Genomic DNA, 16,307 nt, shown 5'->3' with positions numbered 1-16,307 from the left:
ACATCACCCCTGCGCCAGCCCACCCCGCTGCGACAGGCGATCCGGGCCCACATCGCACGCCCCAGACAATCTCACAATGCGTACACATATCTCCGAATACTGATATGTCGGGAAAACTACGCGCATGGCAAAGGACAGTTCATCGCACCGTTCCGACACTCTGGTCATCGGTCTCATGATCTTTGGCCTGTGCTTCGGAGCAGGAAACCTGATTTTCCCTGTCCAACTCGGACGTCTGGCTGGAGGCGCAACCAGCTGGGCCGGGCTGGGCTTCCTGCTGACGGCCGTGGGCCTACCGATACTCGGCGTCGTCGCCACTGCGACATCTGGATCGAGGAGCCTGTACGAGATGACCTCGCACACCTGGCGGGGTTGGGCGACCTTCTTCACCTGCCTGCTCTACCTGACGATCGGTCCGGCATTCGCCATCCCCAGGACGGCAACGGTGTCCTTCGAGATCGGGGTGCGCCCCTTCCTCGCAGAAGGGCCCATGACGATCCCGCTGCTCGTCTTCACCCTCGTCTTCTTCACCCTGGCCTTCCTGGTGGCCCTGCGCCCCGGACGTCTGCTGGACTGGGTGGGACGTTTCCTCACTCCCCTGTTCCTCGTTCTGCTTGCCGTGCTCGTCGTCGCCACGATCGTCAAACCGATGCCCTCGGACGCCTCACGTGCTGCGCAGGCTCCCTACACCCAAATGCCTTTCCTGCAGGGCGTCCTGGACGGCTACAACACGATGGATGCCCTGGCCACACTCGCCTTCGCCATCATCATCGTCGACGCCATCCACCAGGTGGGGCGTACCAGTCGACGCCAGGTGGCCTCCCAGGCCGCCACCTCGGGCATCGTCGCCCTGGTGGCACTGTCGATCGTCTACATCTGCCTCATGTTCCTGGGCCGAACCTCACAGCCAACGGTTCCCGAGGCCGACAACGGTGGCACGGTGCTCGCCGAGACCGCACTGCACTACTACGGTCACCCCGGAGAGATACTCATCGGCGCCATCGTACTCGTCGCCTGCCTCAAGACGGCCATCGGCCTCATCGCCGCCTGCGCCGAGATGTTCGCGACGATGTTCCCGCGCGCCATGTCGGTACGCGCATGGGTGGTGGTCTTCTCGATCGTCTCGACCCTCATCGCCAATGCCGGACTCGACGCCATCATCACCTGGGCTGTTCCGGTGCTCATGTTCGTCTATCCACTGGCCATCAGCACGATCATCCTCGGCCTGCTCACCCCGTGGCTGGGGCACGATCGCACCACGCACCGCTTCGTGACGGTGTTCGTGGCCGTCTCGGCGTTCTTCGACCTCGTCCGTGCCCTACCGGTGAATCTGCCTGGTGCCTCGGTCATCACGTCACTCGGCACGGCTACCCTGCCGGGTTACGAGGCCGGGTTCGGATGGACCGTTCCATTCCTGGTGGGTCTGGCGGCAGGCATCATCGCCTCCAGGGCCAGGCGCAATCGTGACCCCCTGGAAGGTGGCGCAGGCAGAGCGGGGAACAGACGGCAGGATCCAGGGGCCTCACCCGCTCAGGACATCCCCGAGGCCGATCTGGAGAGTGTGCGGTGATGACGGTGGTCCGGGGATGAGACCGTTCCCACCCCGGACCACGCGCCTGCCAGCCCGGATCGGCCCCACACACAACGCCGCAGCAGCGCGGTGAGGAGGGCAGGCTGAGCCGTTCAGCAGGCGTCCAGCATCTCCTGGAGCTTGTTGGCGGTGTCCTGCCAATCGGTGACGGACACGCAGCGAATCCCCATGGCCTTGACCGGGTAGTCATTGCCGTGCTCGTCGAGCCGGTCACCGTAGAAGACGACGTCCTCCTTGGCCAGGCCGGTCACCTCGAGCAACCGGGTGAGGCCGAACGACTTGTCACGTCCCACCCGGGTGATGTCCACTGACGTCGAGCCGCCAGCGCGCACCTCCAGGTCTGGTACTGCGGCGGCCACGTCGGCTGCCAGCCGCAGTTTCCTCTCCCCGGTGGGGTCCCACGTCTTCTTGGCCTCGACCGGGGCCTGCTGTCCCAGGGCGGAGAAGGTGATCTGGGAGGTGCGATCCTCGATACGTGGCCCCCAGGTGTGGTCCTCCCACAGTCCGAGGTCCTTGGCACAGTTCTCCAGGGCAGCGATGGCTCGGGACTTCTCGTCGTCGGTGAGCTCCTCGACGTAGCGGCACACCCACTGGGTGTCGTCGTCCAGCCGGTAGTACTGAGTGCCGCAGGCTGGCATGAGATGCAGCCCTCTCATGGGTGCGTCGACGTCCTCCAGCGCATCGATCACCTGGGTGCGGAACTGGCCGAACTGCCCTCCGGAGATGACGAGCACATCGGTGCGGCCCAGGAGGGCACCGAGGATTCGTGCCATGGGTTCGGGGATACGGGTCTTGGAAGGGGCCAGGGTGTCGTCGAGATCGAAGGCGACAACGGCGGGCAACGAATTGTTCACGCCCCCGACGGTATCAACCGTGCCGAATCCGACAATTCTCGTTCCACACCTGCCGTCCGGTTCCCCGTCCCCCTGAATGCACGTCCCCAGGACAGGTGCCCCACATGCGCGTGAGCCCCACCTACGTGTGAGCAGGTGGGGCATCCGTCAGAGGTTGGGGGAGGTGGACTCAAGCAATCGACGCCTGGTAGATGGAGTCGATGGAGTTCTCCAGTGTCGAGTTGAACTCCTCGTCGGACTGCTTGGCGTCCAGACCCTCGGCGAGAGCACGCGAGAAGCTTGCGATGAGCCGGTGGTTGTGGGTGAGCAGCTCATTGGCCTGCTCACGGGAGTACCCACCGGACAGGGCGACGACACGCACGACCCGCGGATCGTCGATGAAGTCGGCGTACAGGTCGGGCTGGCTGGGAATCGTCAGCTTGAGCATGATCCGGGCGTCGTCGTCAAGGGCGTCGATGTGCTCACGGATGTGCCGGTGCAGCAGCTCCTCGGCCTCCTGCTTGCGTGCGGCGTGGATGTCCACCTCGGGCTCGAGGATCGGCACCAGACCAGCAGCGCACACCTGATCGCCCAGCTCGAACTGCTGATCCACGATCCTGCCGATACCCATCTCGTCGTAATCGACGATGACCGAGCGTTCCTTGGTGCCGAAGATGTGCTTGTCCTCCACGGCGCGGTGCAGCAGCTCGTCCAGACCGGGGATGGGCTTCATCACCTTGACGTGGTTGTCCTCATCGGCCAGGCCCTTGTCGATCTTGAGGAAGGGGACGATCCCCTTGTGCTGCCACAGGAAGTCTGCCGTCGGCATGCCCTCGACCTCACGATCCATCGTCATCTCGAAGAGGATCGCAGCAAGAATGTGCTCACTGGTGAATGCCGGGCTGGTGATGATCCGGGTACGCATCTCGTGCACGAGATCGAACATGCGGTCCTTGTCGTCGCCATAGGCCGACTCCTCGATGCCATAGGCACGCAGGGCCTTGGGGGTCGAACCGCCCGACTGATCCAGTGCTGCGACGAAACCCGGTGCGGTGTGCATGCGCTCCAACTGCTGGGTGTCCATGACGTGTCCTCCAACTCCTCATTGACTCCGGTGACACTGCAAGTCTAGGCCGCGAGACTGCCGGAAACCACGGGAATGGCACCGGACCGAAACGGCGTAGGGCGAACACGGTGGGCCCTGGCGTCATCACCGTCTGAGATGACGCCACCGACGCTCCAGGTACACCAGGGCATCGCTGTCCCGATCGCCCAGATCGATCCGGTCGATCTGCACCGCCCAGACGGCTGAGGGGCCGACATCCATGGCGTCTCGTACCCAGCCGTGCAGATGCGGGCCGCTCACGTCGAGCTCGGGGGCTCCTTCCGACGACATCTGCCACCGGACCCCGGCATAGTGATCGGCTCCCGGGCAGGCGAAGACGTTGGCCAACTCCTCGGCATCGGCATTGAGCATGTGGACGATGACACGCCCCCCGCGGGTGAGTTGCCGGGAGGTGGATGTCGTCCGTCCGGCGGAGAACACGATGATGGCCGGCTCCACCGCCACCGAGATGAGGGAGGATGCCGTGAGCCCCTCCGGACCATTCGCCCCGTTGACGGTGATGATGGCCGCCCCGGCCGGATGGTGTCGAAAGGCCGTGGCCAACTGTTCCTTGAGCTGTTGGGCGTGGTCGAGGGATGGCTGTGCGTCGATCGGGAGTTCGCCTCCGGCAGGGGGCTCACCACTGGCACGGACATCGCGGGACATCGTCACACTCCAAGACTGACACCGACCTGCCCGGAGATTCCACCTGGGCAGGCTCGTCGCCCCATGATCTCGCATCCCGTGAAGTGTGTGGGCCATCGGAGTGAAAATCTTCTCTGGTGAGTCATCCGAGGCATCCCTCACCATGGGGAGGCAATCTTCATCACTGGACTCGGCCATGCACACCCGCTGGCTGATGACAGGGCCACCGGTGGCACCGGTCCTTGACCATCGTCCTCAAGGACTGTTGCGAATCATCCCACGGCATGACGCCACCTTCATGACCTGCCCGTAGGCTGACGGAGTGACTTTCCGGGAGATCAACGAGTGGTTCAACAGACGACCCATGGTCATTGACGGGATCTTCGCGGTACTTCTCGCCCTCATCGTCTTTCCCAGCACCCCGATCAACCACTGCCAGCCTGGCAGCCTGGCCTTCCTGGGCTGCATCCTCTGGGGTCTCCTCCAGGTCCTCGTGCTGGTGTGGCGGCGGACTCGACCCACCATCATGGTGGCCGGCACGGCGGTGTGCAGTGTGCTCACCGTCATCTTCTGCGACTCCTTCCAGCCCTCGGCGATCCTGGTTCCCATCGCGATCTTCGCGAGCGTCACCTACGGCAGGACGCGTCGCGGGGCTCGGGCGTGGCTGGCAGTGGCCATGGTGGGAGCCGCCCTCGCCGGATGGCGATGGGGCTGGTACATCACCCGGCCGTACGGCACCGTCAAGGAGGCCGCCAAGGCATGGGGCACGTTCTCCATCTCGTGCGCCCTGGTGGTGTTGCTGGCATGGTTCGCCGGCAGTTTCGCACGAGCACGACGTCTCAATCTGCTGGCGCTGCGTCAACGTGCCGAGGACCTGGAACGAGAACGTGACCAACGCATCAAACTGGCCACCCAGGAGGAACGCGCCCGGATAGCTCGCGAGATGCACGACATCGTCGCCCACTCCCTGTCCGTCATCGTCGTGCAGGCTGACGGAGGTGCGTACCTTGCCCATCACGAGGAGGTCGGTGATCTGCAAGCCAGACTCGACTCGGCTGCCAGCGCGCTCGACACCATTGCGGAGACGGCCCGGGAAGCGCTCACTCAGACCCGCAGGCTCGTGGGAGTGCTGCGCGACGACTCCGGCGAACCGCTCGTCCTCTCACCTGCGGAAACCCTCGACAGCATCCCCGAACTCATCGAGCGCACCCAGTCCGTCCTGGACGTCGCCCTGAGCATCGAGGGCGCCCCGGACAGCCACCCGCCACTGGAGCGGGGTGCCGAGTTCGCCATCTACCGCGTGGTCCAGGAATCCCTCACGAACATCATCAAGCACGCCGGCCCCCAGGCCCATGCCCTGGTGACGATCATCCATCGACCGAGTGGGGTGCGCGTCGAGATCGTCGACGACGGCTCGGGTGCCCCCGAGGGAGCCTCGTCCAGCGGTGGGGTCGACGGCGGCGGCCACGGCCTGGTGGGAATGCGCGAGCGGATCGGCGCCTGGGGAGGCACGGTGGAGGCCGGCAACCGGGCGGCCGGCGGGTTCCGCGTCTTCGCCTCGGTGCCCGTCACCGCGGCAGAGGGCGAGGAACCGTCAACTGAGGTGGGGGAACACCGTCATTCCTGATGGGGTCTGCCGTACGCACCTGCGATAATGGCCACAGTCTCACCGGGAGGGTATCCATGGAACGTCAGCACGACGACGAGCCCATCCGTCTGTTGCTTGCCGATGATCAGGAGATGGTACGCACGGGGTTCCGTATGGTTCTGGACGCCCAACCCGACATGAGCGTCGTCGCGGAGGCGTCCAACGGCGCCGAAGCCGTCCAGCTGACCACCGACTTGTCCCCCGACGTCGTCCTCATGGACATCCGCATGCCCCTCATGGACGGCTTGGCGGCCACCGAACGAGTCGTCTCGCACACCAATTCCCGCGTCCTGGTGCTCACCACCTTCGACATCGACGAGTACGTGCACCGCGCACTACGCGCCGGGGCATCCGGCTTCCTCCTCAAGGACGCCGGGCCTGCCGATCTGCTCGCCGGGGTACGCACCGTGCACCAGGGCAACGGAGTCGTTGCACCGAGCGCAACGCGCCGTCTCATCGAGAAGTTCCGGGACGATGGTTTCGGCTCCTCGAGCGATCCGTCCATCGTTGCGGCGCTTTCGGAACGGGAGGTCGAGGTGCTCACCTGTGTGGGGCGCGGCCTCACCAACGCCGAGATCGCCGAGGAACTCTACCTGGCCGAGACCACCGTCAAGACGCACATCAGCCACATCCTCACGAAACTGGATCTACGGGACCGAGTCCACATGGTCATCACGGCGTACAACGCCGGCCTGGTGCAGCCCAGCCAGGACCTCGACTGAGCATGGGCGGTGTCACACCAGCCCGCGGGAGCGCAGTGCGGGGATGACCCGGTGCACGAGCAGCGGGGCCTGACGTGGATCGTTCGCAGCGGTGGCCAGAGGTGTCCACTCGTACTCGGCGATCTCGTGGTCCGGCTCCGGATGAGGCCAGGAAGGGTCCCAGTCACGCAGGAACACCGTGCAGCTGATGCCCTCGGCGTCGCCGTTGGCCGCATCGGCCTGGAAGGTTCCGAGCGGTTGCAGGAGGCTCGGGTCGAGCTGGAGCCGTAGCTCCTCGGCCACCTCACGCACCGCCGCGGCACGGGCCGTCTCACCGGGTTCGATCTTTCCACCGGGCAGGATGAAATGGTCCGTACCCGTCTTGCGCACATTGAGACAGCACCCGTTACGCATCAGGCACACTGCGGAAAGATCGAGAATCACGGTGCGAACGTTACCTCGACACCTCGTCGGCGCCGAATAGGATGCTCGTCATGAGCAACACCGCCCCACCTCCGGATTCTGGAGTCGCGAAGGCCAGCACGGCCGAGTCGTGTTCGAGCAAGGACGTGCACCTTCCCCGGCAGGCCGCCACCGATCTGCCCGAGTCCGACAGTGGAACACCTGCCGCTGCCGCGCAGACACCTGAGGTGTCGGACGGGTCCGGGTTGAATCGTGGTCTGCGCAATCGTCACATCCAGCTCATCGCCTTGGGCGGGGCCATCGGCACTGGACTGTTCTACGGGGCCGCCGACTCGATCGGGGCCGCAGGTCCGGCGATCCTCGTGTGTTACCTCATTGGCGGAGCAGTCATCTACCTCATCATGCGTGCCCTGGGCGAGATGAGCGTGCACCGCCCCACCTCGGGGGCCTTCTCCGAGTACGCCCACGACTACTGGGGAGAGCTGCCCGGATTCGTCTCGGGCTGGAACTACTGGTTCAACTACATCGCGGTGTCGATGGCAGAACTGTCGGTGGTGGGCATCTACGTCAACTACTGGTTCCCCTCGGTGCCCAGCTGGCTCTCGGCCGCCGTGCTGCTCGTCGTCGTCACCGTCATCAACCTGCTGCACGTGCGCGCCTACGGGGAGTTCGAGTTCTGGTTCGCCATCGTCAAGGTGGTCGCGATCATTGCCATGGTGCTGTTCGGTGCGTGGGTCATCGTCATCGGTGCACCGTCTGCCGCACCCACCGGGGTGGCCAACCTGCGGAACGATGGCGGGTTCTTCCCCACCGGAATTTCCGGGGTGGCACTGGGATTCGTCGTCGTCATGTTCAGTTTCGGCGGAGTGGAACTCATCGGCATCACCGCCGGGGAGGCCACCGATCCGCGCCGATCCATTCCCAAGGCCATCAATCAGGTGGTGTACCGCATCCTGCTGTTCTACATCGCCGCCCTGTTCGTCATCGTCTCGATCGTTCCGTGGCGCTCCATCGATGGACGTTCCAGCCCATTCGTGCAGATCTTCGACTCCGTCGGCATCCCGGCGGCTGGAACGATACTCAACATCGTCGTGCTCACCGCGGCAGTTTCGGCCTACAACTCCGGTTTGTACTCCAACGGACGCATGCTGCACTCCCTGGCCCACCAGGGCAATGCCCCAGCCGTGCTGGGACGCACCAGCCGTTCGGGTTCGCCGTGGGTGGCGGTGCTCGTCTCCAGTGCCATGACCGCACTCGCCGTCGTCCTGGTGGCCGTGCTGCCAGACCAGGCGTTCGGCTACATCATGTCGATCGCGCTGGCCGCCGGCATCATCAACTGGACGATGATCGTCATCACGCAGATGAAGTTCCGTCACCACATCGATCCCCGGACCCGTGCTGGGTTGACGTTCACCATGCCGGGTGCCCCGGTGACGAACTGGATCGTCCTGGCCATGCTCGCCGTGACGGTCGTCATCATGCTCACCTCCCCGACCTATCGCATCGCGATCCTCGTGGGGGTCATCTGGCTGGCGATACTCATCGCGGCTGGCAGGCTGACACATCGTGATGCGGATTCCCACGACACTGCTGGGGGACAATCATGACCGTGACACTCGATTTCCTCGCAACCCATCAGATCCTCACGATCCTGGTGGTGCTCGCCCTGGGGGCCCTGTTCGGGCAGATCAAGTTCGGACCGCTGCGGTTCGGCGCCGCTGGTGCCCTCTTCATGGGGCTGGCCGTCGGGGCACTGGATCCACGTCTGGGTCAGGGGCTCGGCATGGTCAAGAGCCTGGGTGTGGTGCTGTTCTGCTACACGGTGGGGTTGGCTGCGGGATCGACCTTCCTGTCGGACCTCAAACGCCAGTGGACGCTCATGGTCGCCGGCATCGTCGGGCTCGTCGCAATGGCGGCAGCGGCGCTGGGGATCGGTTCGCTGTGTGGTCTGTCGAACGCTCACGTCGCCGGGTTGTACGCCGGCGCCCTCACCTCGCCGGCGATCGACGCCGCGACGTCGGCGACCCACGGTGCTGGGAACACCCTCGTCGGCTATGCCCTGTCGTATCCCACCGGTGTCGTCGTCGCCATGGTCATGGTGACCTTCATCGCCCGCCGGAAGTGGCCCGCAGCCAAGGACAACACGTCGATGGCCGATGCCGGCATCGCTGCCGTGTCCACCGTCGTGGACCGTCCGACGTCGATGCGTGCGACCCCGGGCTACCAGGACAGTCAGATCCAGATGTCGTACCTGCTGCGCGAGGGTCAGATGTCCCTCGTCTCCCCCGACCAGGACCTGCATCCTGGCGACGAGGTGCTCGTCGTGGGCAATCCCGACGACGTCTCCCGGGCCGTGGCGCACCTGGGTCATGTCTCCACACGACGTCTCACCGACCACCGGCAGGAGATCGACTTTCGCCGATTCCTCGTCTCGAACCCGGCGCTGGTCGGCAGACGACTCGGTGACATCGACGTCCTGGGGCGCACGAACGGCAGGGTGACCCGGGTACGTCGCGGGGATCTCGACATGCTGGCCAGTGACGACACCATCCTCAAGGCCGGGGACCGCGTGCTGTGCGTCGTCCCGTCGTGGCGGATCAATGACGCCGCCGACCTCTTCGGTGACTCCGAGGCGAACGTCTCCCAGGTCGATGCCCTGTCGCTGGGACTCGGCGCCGCTCTCGGACTGGCTCTGGGGGCCTTGTTCGTCGCCCTGCCCGGTGGGCTCGTCTTCGAGCTCGGTGCCGCCGCCGGCCCGCTCGTCATGGGCATGATCCTGGGGGCCCTGCACCGCACGGGCCCTATCCGTTGGGAGCTTCCGCACGCCACCAACGCGGTGCTGCGTCAGCTGGGGCTCATGCTCTTCCTGGCCTGCGTCGGGCTTGCCTCCGGGCCGGCCTTCCTCTCCCAGGCGGCGACGTGGAACGGCCTGGCCGTCATCCTCACCTCGGCAGTCTCGCTGGCCATCGGCGGGGCCATCCTCATCGCCGCAGCATACCTGCTCAAGCTGTCCGCCCCACGGGCCACGGGTGCCTTCGCAGGGTTCGTCGGGCAGCCAGCGATCCTCGGGTACGCCAACAGCCTCGTCAATGACGAACGCATCGAGTCGGCCTACGGTGCCCTGTTCGCACTGGGCACCGTCGTGAAGATCATGGTGGTGCAGGTGATCGCGCTCATCTGAGACGGGGAAGCCTCTTGAACTGGGCCCCAACTCAACTGTGCCCACCAGACGGCCGGGGCAAGCGCTGGGAAGTACTCAGGCGTGGCGCCCCGGCAGGGCCAGTTGGGCGTGAATGACCTTGCGCCCCAGGTGCACTCGCCCGGTGGATTCCGCGGTGAAGACGCGGGGGTCGACCTGGTCCTCGTAGGCCATGGCCTGCATGCGACGCACCGTCGCCGAGAGCTGTTCCACCTGGTCGTCGAGCTGGGCGATGCGTCGTTGCAGCTCGAGGATGCGTTGGATGCCGTTGAGGTTGACCCCCTCCTCCTGGGAGAGGTGTTGGATCATCCGTAGGGCTGCGACATCGGCGGGTGAGTAGCGTCTGCCCCGTCCCCTGGCGCGGGAGGGAACCACCAGCCCGATCCGGTCGTAGGTGCGCAGGGTCTGCGGGTGCATACCAGCCAGTTCCGCCGCCACCGAGATGGGGAAGATCGCGGCATCCCGGTCGATGGTTGCCAGTCCGGTTGCGCCAATCTTGGGGCGCCGACGCATGATCAGTTCACCTCCCAGGAACGTGGATTGGGTTGACGAGCCTCGTCACGGAATCGCGTGAGGAGGTCGCGGGCCGAATCATTCAAGTTCTCGGGCACGACGACCTGGACTGTCGCCAGCAGGTCGCCCCTCGTACCGTTGGAGCGCGGCACGCCACGGCCCCGAATCCGGAAGGTACGTCCGTCGGGAGTGCCGGCGGGAATCTTGAGGCGCACCGTCCCACCGTCGACGCGGGGAACACTCACCTCGGCACCCAGAGCGGCCTCGGGGAAGGTCACCGGGACGTTGACCGTCACCGACGACCCGTCGCGTCCGAAGATGGGGTGGGCACGCACGTGCACCAGCACGTAGAGGTCGCCAGCAGGGCCACCGTTCTCACCGGGTGACCCCTTTCCTCGGATACGGATCTTCTTGCCGTCCTCCACGCCAGCCGGGATGCGCACCTGCATGGTGCGGGTGGAGCGAGCTCGCCCCGATCCGTGACAGATGGGACAGGGATCCTCGACGATCAGGCCGCGACCGTTGCACTGTGGGCATGGCTCGGTGCTGGCGAAGACGTCCCCCGTCGTGTTGGCCCTGATACCCGAGCCCTGACAGGAGGGGCAGGTCGTGGGCAGACTGCCGGCCCGGGCACCCGTGCCACGGCATGCCGAACACGCCTCCTGGGAAACCATCTGCAAGCTCACCGTGGTGCCGTCGATGGCATCGATGAAATCGATCGTCGTCTCGCCGGTGACGTCGGCCCCGCGACGGGACCGACGGGCCGTGGAGCGTGCCGATCCGGCACCGCCGAACAGATTGCTGAAGACGTCTCCCAACCCGTCGCCGTTGCTGGCGGTACGCAGGAAGTCCTCGACGTTGACCGAGCTGGTGCGCCCTCCCCCGCCGGGGAATCGGAATCCACCGCCCGCCCCGAAGAGACTGCGGGCCTGGTCGTACTCCTTGCGCTTGCGGGGGTCCGACAGGACGTCATTGGCCTCCGAGGCCTCCTTGAACCGGGCCTCGGCAGCCTTGTCACCCGGGTGGGAGTCTGGATGGTTGTCGCGGGCGATCTTACGGAATGCCTTCTTGATCTGCTCGGGCTTGGCGTCCTTGGAGACGCCCAACACCTTGTAGTAGTCCTTGTCGGCGAAGTCCTTGGTGCTCACCGTGCGCCTCCTCTCATGTCACGTATTCCTTCATCCAGTGTGCAACGACGGCATCGTCACGGTACTTTCCCGACGCCGCCCCTGAACGCACGACGGCCATCGCGTCACCGCGGCTCAGTCTGTCGGCTTGGTCTCGTCGTCATTCGGAGACTCGTCGGGAGCCGTGTCGGCGGAGGCGACGTCATCGGCATGCTCCGAGTCGTCCTGGGCGGCATGGGGATCAGGCTCGGAGACGGCCACACGGGCTGGGCGCAGCACTCGATCCTCGATGCGGTAGCCGGGTTGCATGACCTGCGAGACGCAGGTGACGCGGGCTCCCTCCAGAGGCATCTGCATGAGGGCCTCGTGCAGCATCGGGTCGAACTCGTCGCCAATCTCACCGAAACTCTCCATGCCGTGGGCACGGCTCACCTTCTCAAGCTCGTCGGCCACCAGCTTGAAACCGCCCTCGAGTTCGCCATGCTGCCGGGCCATAGCCACGGAGTCCAGCACGGGCATGAGATCGGCGAGCACCTTCTCGATCCCGGAGCGCTTGGACAGGTCACGGTCCCGATCGACGCGCCGCTTGTAGTTGACGTACTCGGCCTGCAGACGCTGCAGGTCCTCGGTGCGCTCGGTGAGCATCGTCTCGAGCTGCTGCTCCTTGCTGGGGGCCTCGTCCACGTCGACTCCCTCGACGATCTGCTCGAATGCGTCGTCGACGTCAGCACCGTGGGAGTCGTCCTGTTCGGTTCCGTCCGGCTGTGCGCCGGCGGCGGTCTCGTCGGCGGCCTCCTCGCGCTGAGCGTCCAGCTTCTCCTTGTCGCGGGGATCCTCGGGGTCCGGGGTGAGGTTGTCGTTCTGGCTCATGTCATCCTTTGCGTGGGTGGGGGGTGATGTGAGAGGGCCGCCCGTGTCCGTCTGGGGTCACGAGCGGCCCGTCGCTGGTCAGGTCAACAGACCTGCATCACGTCACTTGTCGGAGTCGTTCTCGTCGTCGACGATCTCGGCATCGACGACGGTGTCCCCATCGTCACCAGCATTGTCGGTGGGAGCCTGCTCGGAGGTCTGGGCCTCCTGCTGGGCAGCGGCATAGATGGCCTGTCCCATGGCCGAGGCCTTCTGGTTGAGGTCCTCCATGGCAGCCTTGATCTCGTCATCGTTGTCGGTGCCCTTGAGGGCCTCCTTCAACTTGTCGATGGACTCGGTCACCGGAGCCTTGGTGTCCTCGGGGATCTTGTCGCCATTCTCCTCGAGCAACTTCTCGGTACGGAAGGCCAGGGCGTCAGCCTCATTGCGCATCTCGACGGCCTCGCGACGCTTCTTGTCGGCATCGGCGTTGGCCTCGGCCTCCTTGACCATGCGGTCGATCTCGTCCTTGCCGAGAGCCGATCCACCAGTCACCGTCATGGACTGCTCCTTGCCGGTGGCCATGTCCTTGGCGTGGACGTGGACGATGCCGTTGGCGTCGATGTCGAAGGAGACCTCGATCTGCGGGATGCCGCGCGGGGCAGGCATGAGGCCCGTGAGCTCGAAGTTGCCCAGCGACTTGTTGTCGTGGACGAACTCGCGCTCACCCTGGTACACCTGAATCATCACCGAGGGCTGGTTGTCCTCGGCGGTGGTGAACACCTCGGAACGCTTGGTCGGGATGGTGGTGTTGCGCTCGATGATCTTCGTCATGACACCACCCTTGGTCTCGATGCCAAGGCTCAGCGGGGTGACGTCGAGCAGCAGCACGTCCTTGACCTCGCCCTTGAGCACACCGGCCTGCAGGGAGGCACCCAGGGCCACGACCTCGTCGGGGTTGACGCCCTTGTGCGGCTCCTTGCCGGCAAGCTCGGTGACCAGATCGGAGACGGCCGGCATACGGGTGGAACCACCCACGAGGATGACCTCGTCGATCTGGGAGACGTTGAGGCCGGCGTCCTTCATGACGGCGTTGAAGGGGGTGCGGCACCGCTCGAGCAGGTCGGAGGTCATGCGCTGGAACTCGGCACGGGTGAGCTTCTCGTCCAGGTGCAGCGGGCCGGCGGAACCAGCAGTGATGTAGGGCAGGTTGATCTGGGTCTCAGAGGTCTGCGAGAGCTCGATCTTGGCGCGCTCGGCAGCCTCCTGCAGACGCTGCTTGGCCATCTTGTCGGCACCCAGGTCGATGCCATTGGCGTCCTTGAAGCGCTTGACGAGCCAGTCGACGATGCGCTGGTCCCAGTCGTCACCACCGAGGTTGTTGTCACCATTGGTGGCCTTCACCTCGAAGACACCTTCGGAGATGTCGAGCAGGGAGACGTCGAAGGTACCGCCACCGAGGTCGAAGACCAGGACGGTCTGATCCTTCTCGGTCTTGTCGAGGCCGTAGGCCAGGGCTGCAGCCGTCGGCTCGTTGACGATACGGTCGACCGTCAACCCGGCAACCTCACCTGCCTCCTTGGTGGCCTGACGCTGGGCGTCGGAGAAGTAGGCCGGCACGGTGATGACGGCATTGGTGACCGGCTCGCCCAGGTAGGCCTCGGCGTCACGCTTGAGCTTCTGCAGCACGTAGGCGCTGATCTGCTGGGGACGGTAGTCCTTCTCGTCGATGGAGACCTTCCAGTCCGTGCCCATGTGGCGCTTGACGGAGCGGATGGTGCGGTCCACGTTGGTGACCGCCTGACGCTTGGCCACCTCACCGACGAGCACCTCACCGGCGTTGGTGAAGGCAACGACGGACGGCGTGGTGCGAGCGCCCTCCGCATTGGCGATCACCGTCGGCTCGCCACCTTCGAGCACAGCCACACACGAGTTGGTGGTTCCCAGGTCAATTCCGACTGCACGAGCCATCTTTGCCATTCCTCCCGGACGTCACGTCCTGTTCGTTGTTCATACCTCGAACCCAGCTCTCGGCATGGATTCGTCGAGCTTTCCGCCACCCAAGAACCCCTTGAGCGGCAACGACTCAAGGCTAGCCATTGAGTCGATCTCTATCAAGGCGACAAGGAGAGTTTTTCGTGATTCTTGAGCTGGGTGGGCTCAAGTGTCGTCAGGAGCCTCGCACCATCAGTACGACGAACGCCGGAGCCGAAGAGCTCCGGCGTCAGATCGGCACAGGACGTTGACCGCACGACGATCGCCGTGCGCAGCACGCTGTGATGACTCAGTGAAAGTATGGGATGAGCAGGTACAGACCGTACAGGACGATGAGCCCGGCAACACCGATGGCCGACCATCCCAGGACGATGAGCCCGGCAGCGCCATCCTTGCCGGCTTCGGTGCGTGCATGGGCACGGTCCAGCATGAGCGCACCGCCGGAAACGATGGAGACGATGAGTACGGTGGCTGCAATGGTGACGATGGCCACCAGTCCGAGGGATGCCCAGTCGATGTTCATGCTGCGGCCTTTCCAGTGGCGGCGGGGGCCTTGCGACGCACGCCCACCTGGGTGGAGTCATTGACGTTCCGGTGGTCAACCTTGTGGTGGTTGGCCTGTCGGACGATGAGGGTGGCCATGATGGCCAGCAGGACGAGGTCTACGATGACACCCCACGTACCCTGACCGGCGATCGCCGAGGTCAGGGCGCCGACGAGCGCAGCAGCCGGCAGGGTGACCAGCCAGGCGACGACCATTTTCCCGGCGGTGGCCCACCGAACCTCGGTGTGACGCCCCAGGCCGGAACCAAGAATTGATCCCGAGCAGACATGGGTGGTCGACAGTGCGAAGCCCAGGTGGGAGGACGCCAGGATGGCAGCGGTGGAAGCCGTCTCGGCGGCAAAACCTTGTGGGGACTCGATGTCGCACAGCCCCTTGCCCATGGTGCGCATGATGCGCCAACCGCCGGAGTAGGTGCCCAGACCGATGGCACAACCGGCTGCCAGGATGACCCACCACATCGGGCCGGTACCAGAACTCTGGTATCCCGCCGCGATGAGGACGAGGGTGATGATTCCCATCGTCTTCTGCCCGTCGGACGTGCCGTGGGCCAGAGCGACCATGGAGGCCGAGACCCGCTGACCATTGAGGAACATCCGCGAGGAGTGGTGTGCGGTGTGGTCGGTGAGACGGTAGGCCAGCCACGTGGCCAGCAGGGATGCGATACCTGCCACGAACGGGGCAACAAGTGCCGGAAGGATGATCTTGCTCATGATCTTGCCGGCGTGGATGCCACTCATTCCGGCCTCCACCAGCACCGCCCCGATGAGACCACCGAACAGCGCGTGGGACGAGCTGGACGGCAGCCCGAACAACCAGGTCCCGAGATTCCAGATGATGGCCCCGATGAGACCGGCGAAGACCATCGGTACGGTGACGAGTTGATCGTTGACGATGCCACCGGAGATCGTCTTGGCGACCTCCGTGGACAGGGACGCCCCGAGGACGTTGAGAACGGCCGCGATGACGACGGCCACCTTGGGCTTGAGTGCGCCGGTGGCCACCGAGGTGGCCATGGCGTTGGCTGAGTCGTGGAAGCCATTGGTGAAGTCGAACGCCAGTGCCGTGACGACGACGATGATGACGATGAGCAGTGTTGAACTCATGTATGTGTTC

The 16,307-nt window shown here is 65.1% G+C and carries 14 protein-coding genes and 1 pseudogene; 5 read left to right on the top strand and 10 right to left on the bottom strand.

The window, feature by feature from the left end:
* Positions 1-124: 124 nt before the first annotated feature.
* A pseudogene (gene brnQ, locus ACP8JZ_RS01360) lies at positions 125-1,459 on the top strand (branched-chain amino acid transport system II carrier protein); the annotation flags it as partial.
* Between the two features lie 224 nt (positions 1,460-1,683).
* Here brnQ and ACP8JZ_RS01355 read toward each other — a convergent pair.
* The 3 genes from ACP8JZ_RS01355 to ACP8JZ_RS01345 form a co-directional block, all read right to left on the bottom strand.
* A complete protein-coding gene (locus ACP8JZ_RS01355; protein ID WP_021103917.1) occupies positions 1,684-2,445 on the bottom strand; it encodes an HAD-IIB family hydrolase in 762 nt (253 codons plus the stop codon).
* A gap of 169 nt (positions 2,446-2,614) precedes the next feature.
* A complete protein-coding gene (locus ACP8JZ_RS01350; RefSeq protein WP_323464572.1) occupies positions 2,615-3,508 on the bottom strand; it encodes a fructose bisphosphate aldolase in 894 nt (297 codons plus the stop codon).
* A gap of 126 nt (positions 3,509-3,634) precedes the next feature.
* Positions 3,635-4,195, bottom strand: a complete 561-nt coding sequence (locus ACP8JZ_RS01345; RefSeq protein WP_277101998.1) for a flavin reductase family protein — start codon at positions 4,193-4,195, stop codon at positions 3,635-3,637.
* Positions 4,196-4,496: 301 nt separating this feature from the next.
* Between ACP8JZ_RS01345 and ACP8JZ_RS01340 the strand changes: the two genes are divergently transcribed.
* Together ACP8JZ_RS01340 and ACP8JZ_RS01335 are read left to right on the top strand one after the other, a co-directional pair.
* A complete protein-coding gene (locus ACP8JZ_RS01340; protein WP_484482563.1) occupies positions 4,497-5,801 on the top strand; it encodes a sensor histidine kinase in 1,305 nt (434 codons plus the stop codon).
* A 56-nt stretch (positions 5,802-5,857) separates the two neighbouring features.
* Positions 5,858-6,544: a response regulator gene (locus tag ACP8JZ_RS01335; RefSeq protein ID WP_484482562.1), complete on the top strand. Its 687-nt coding sequence runs from the start codon at positions 5,858-5,860 to the stop codon at positions 6,542-6,544.
* Between the two features lie 12 nt (positions 6,545-6,556).
* On the opposite strand, the gene ACP8JZ_RS01330 is transcribed toward ACP8JZ_RS01335, so the two are convergent.
* On the bottom strand, positions 6,557-6,937 hold the full coding sequence (locus ACP8JZ_RS01330) for an NUDIX hydrolase (RefSeq protein WP_286321836.1): 381 nt from the start codon (positions 6,935-6,937) through the stop codon (positions 6,557-6,559).
* Positions 6,938-7,017: 80 nt separating this feature from the next.
* Between ACP8JZ_RS01330 and ACP8JZ_RS01325 the strand changes: the two genes are divergently transcribed.
* Positions 7,018-8,553 (top strand): amino acid permease, encoded by a 1,536-nt coding sequence (locus ACP8JZ_RS01325; protein ID WP_484482561.1) that lies wholly within the window; start codon positions 7,018-7,020, stop codon positions 8,551-8,553.
* Positions 8,550-10,127: an aspartate:alanine exchanger family transporter gene (locus ACP8JZ_RS01320; RefSeq protein ID WP_323455792.1), complete on the top strand. Its 1,578-nt coding sequence runs from the start codon at positions 8,550-8,552 to the stop codon at positions 10,125-10,127. The genes ACP8JZ_RS01325 and ACP8JZ_RS01320 overlap by 4 nt, the downstream gene beginning before the upstream one ends.
* A 75-nt stretch (positions 10,128-10,202) precedes the next feature.
* On the opposite strand, the gene ACP8JZ_RS01315 is transcribed toward ACP8JZ_RS01320, so the two are convergent.
* The 6 genes from ACP8JZ_RS01315 to ACP8JZ_RS01290 all read right to left on the bottom strand — a co-directional run bounded on the left by ACP8JZ_RS01315 (position 10,203) and on the right by ACP8JZ_RS01290 (position 16,297).
* Entirely contained in the window at positions 10,203-10,658 is a 456-nt protein-coding gene (locus tag ACP8JZ_RS01315) for a heat shock protein transcriptional repressor HspR (RefSeq protein WP_306516879.1), read from the bottom strand.
* A 2-nt stretch (positions 10,659-10,660) separates the two neighbouring features.
* Positions 10,661-11,806 (bottom strand): molecular chaperone DnaJ, encoded by a 1,146-nt coding sequence (dnaJ, locus tag ACP8JZ_RS01310; protein ID WP_484482560.1) that lies wholly within the window; start codon positions 11,804-11,806, stop codon positions 10,661-10,663.
* Positions 11,807-11,920: 114 nt separating this feature from the next.
* On the bottom strand, positions 11,921-12,655 hold the full coding sequence (gene grpE / locus ACP8JZ_RS01305; protein WP_023034914.1) for a nucleotide exchange factor GrpE: 735 nt from the start codon (positions 12,653-12,655) through the stop codon (positions 11,921-11,923).
* Between the two features lie 102 nt (positions 12,656-12,757).
* Complete coding sequence (dnaK, locus tag ACP8JZ_RS01300; protein WP_306516881.1) at positions 12,758-14,605, bottom strand: molecular chaperone DnaK; 1,848 nt, start codon at positions 14,603-14,605, stop codon at positions 12,758-12,760.
* A 313-nt stretch (positions 14,606-14,918) separates the two neighbouring features.
* Entirely contained in the window at positions 14,919-15,152 is a 234-nt protein-coding gene (locus tag ACP8JZ_RS01295) for a hypothetical protein (protein WP_308614347.1), read from the bottom strand.
* Entirely contained in the window at positions 15,149-16,297 is a 1,149-nt protein-coding gene (locus ACP8JZ_RS01290) for an inorganic phosphate transporter (RefSeq protein WP_308614346.1), read from the bottom strand. The genes ACP8JZ_RS01295 and ACP8JZ_RS01290 overlap by 4 nt, the downstream gene beginning before the upstream one ends.
* Positions 16,298-16,307 lie beyond the last annotated feature (10 nt).

This window comes from Cutibacterium sp. LaCa_286, assembly GCF_057198075.1.
The sequence above is the reverse complement of the archived record's forward strand: the minus strand, read 5'-3'. Positions and strand labels throughout refer to the sequence as shown.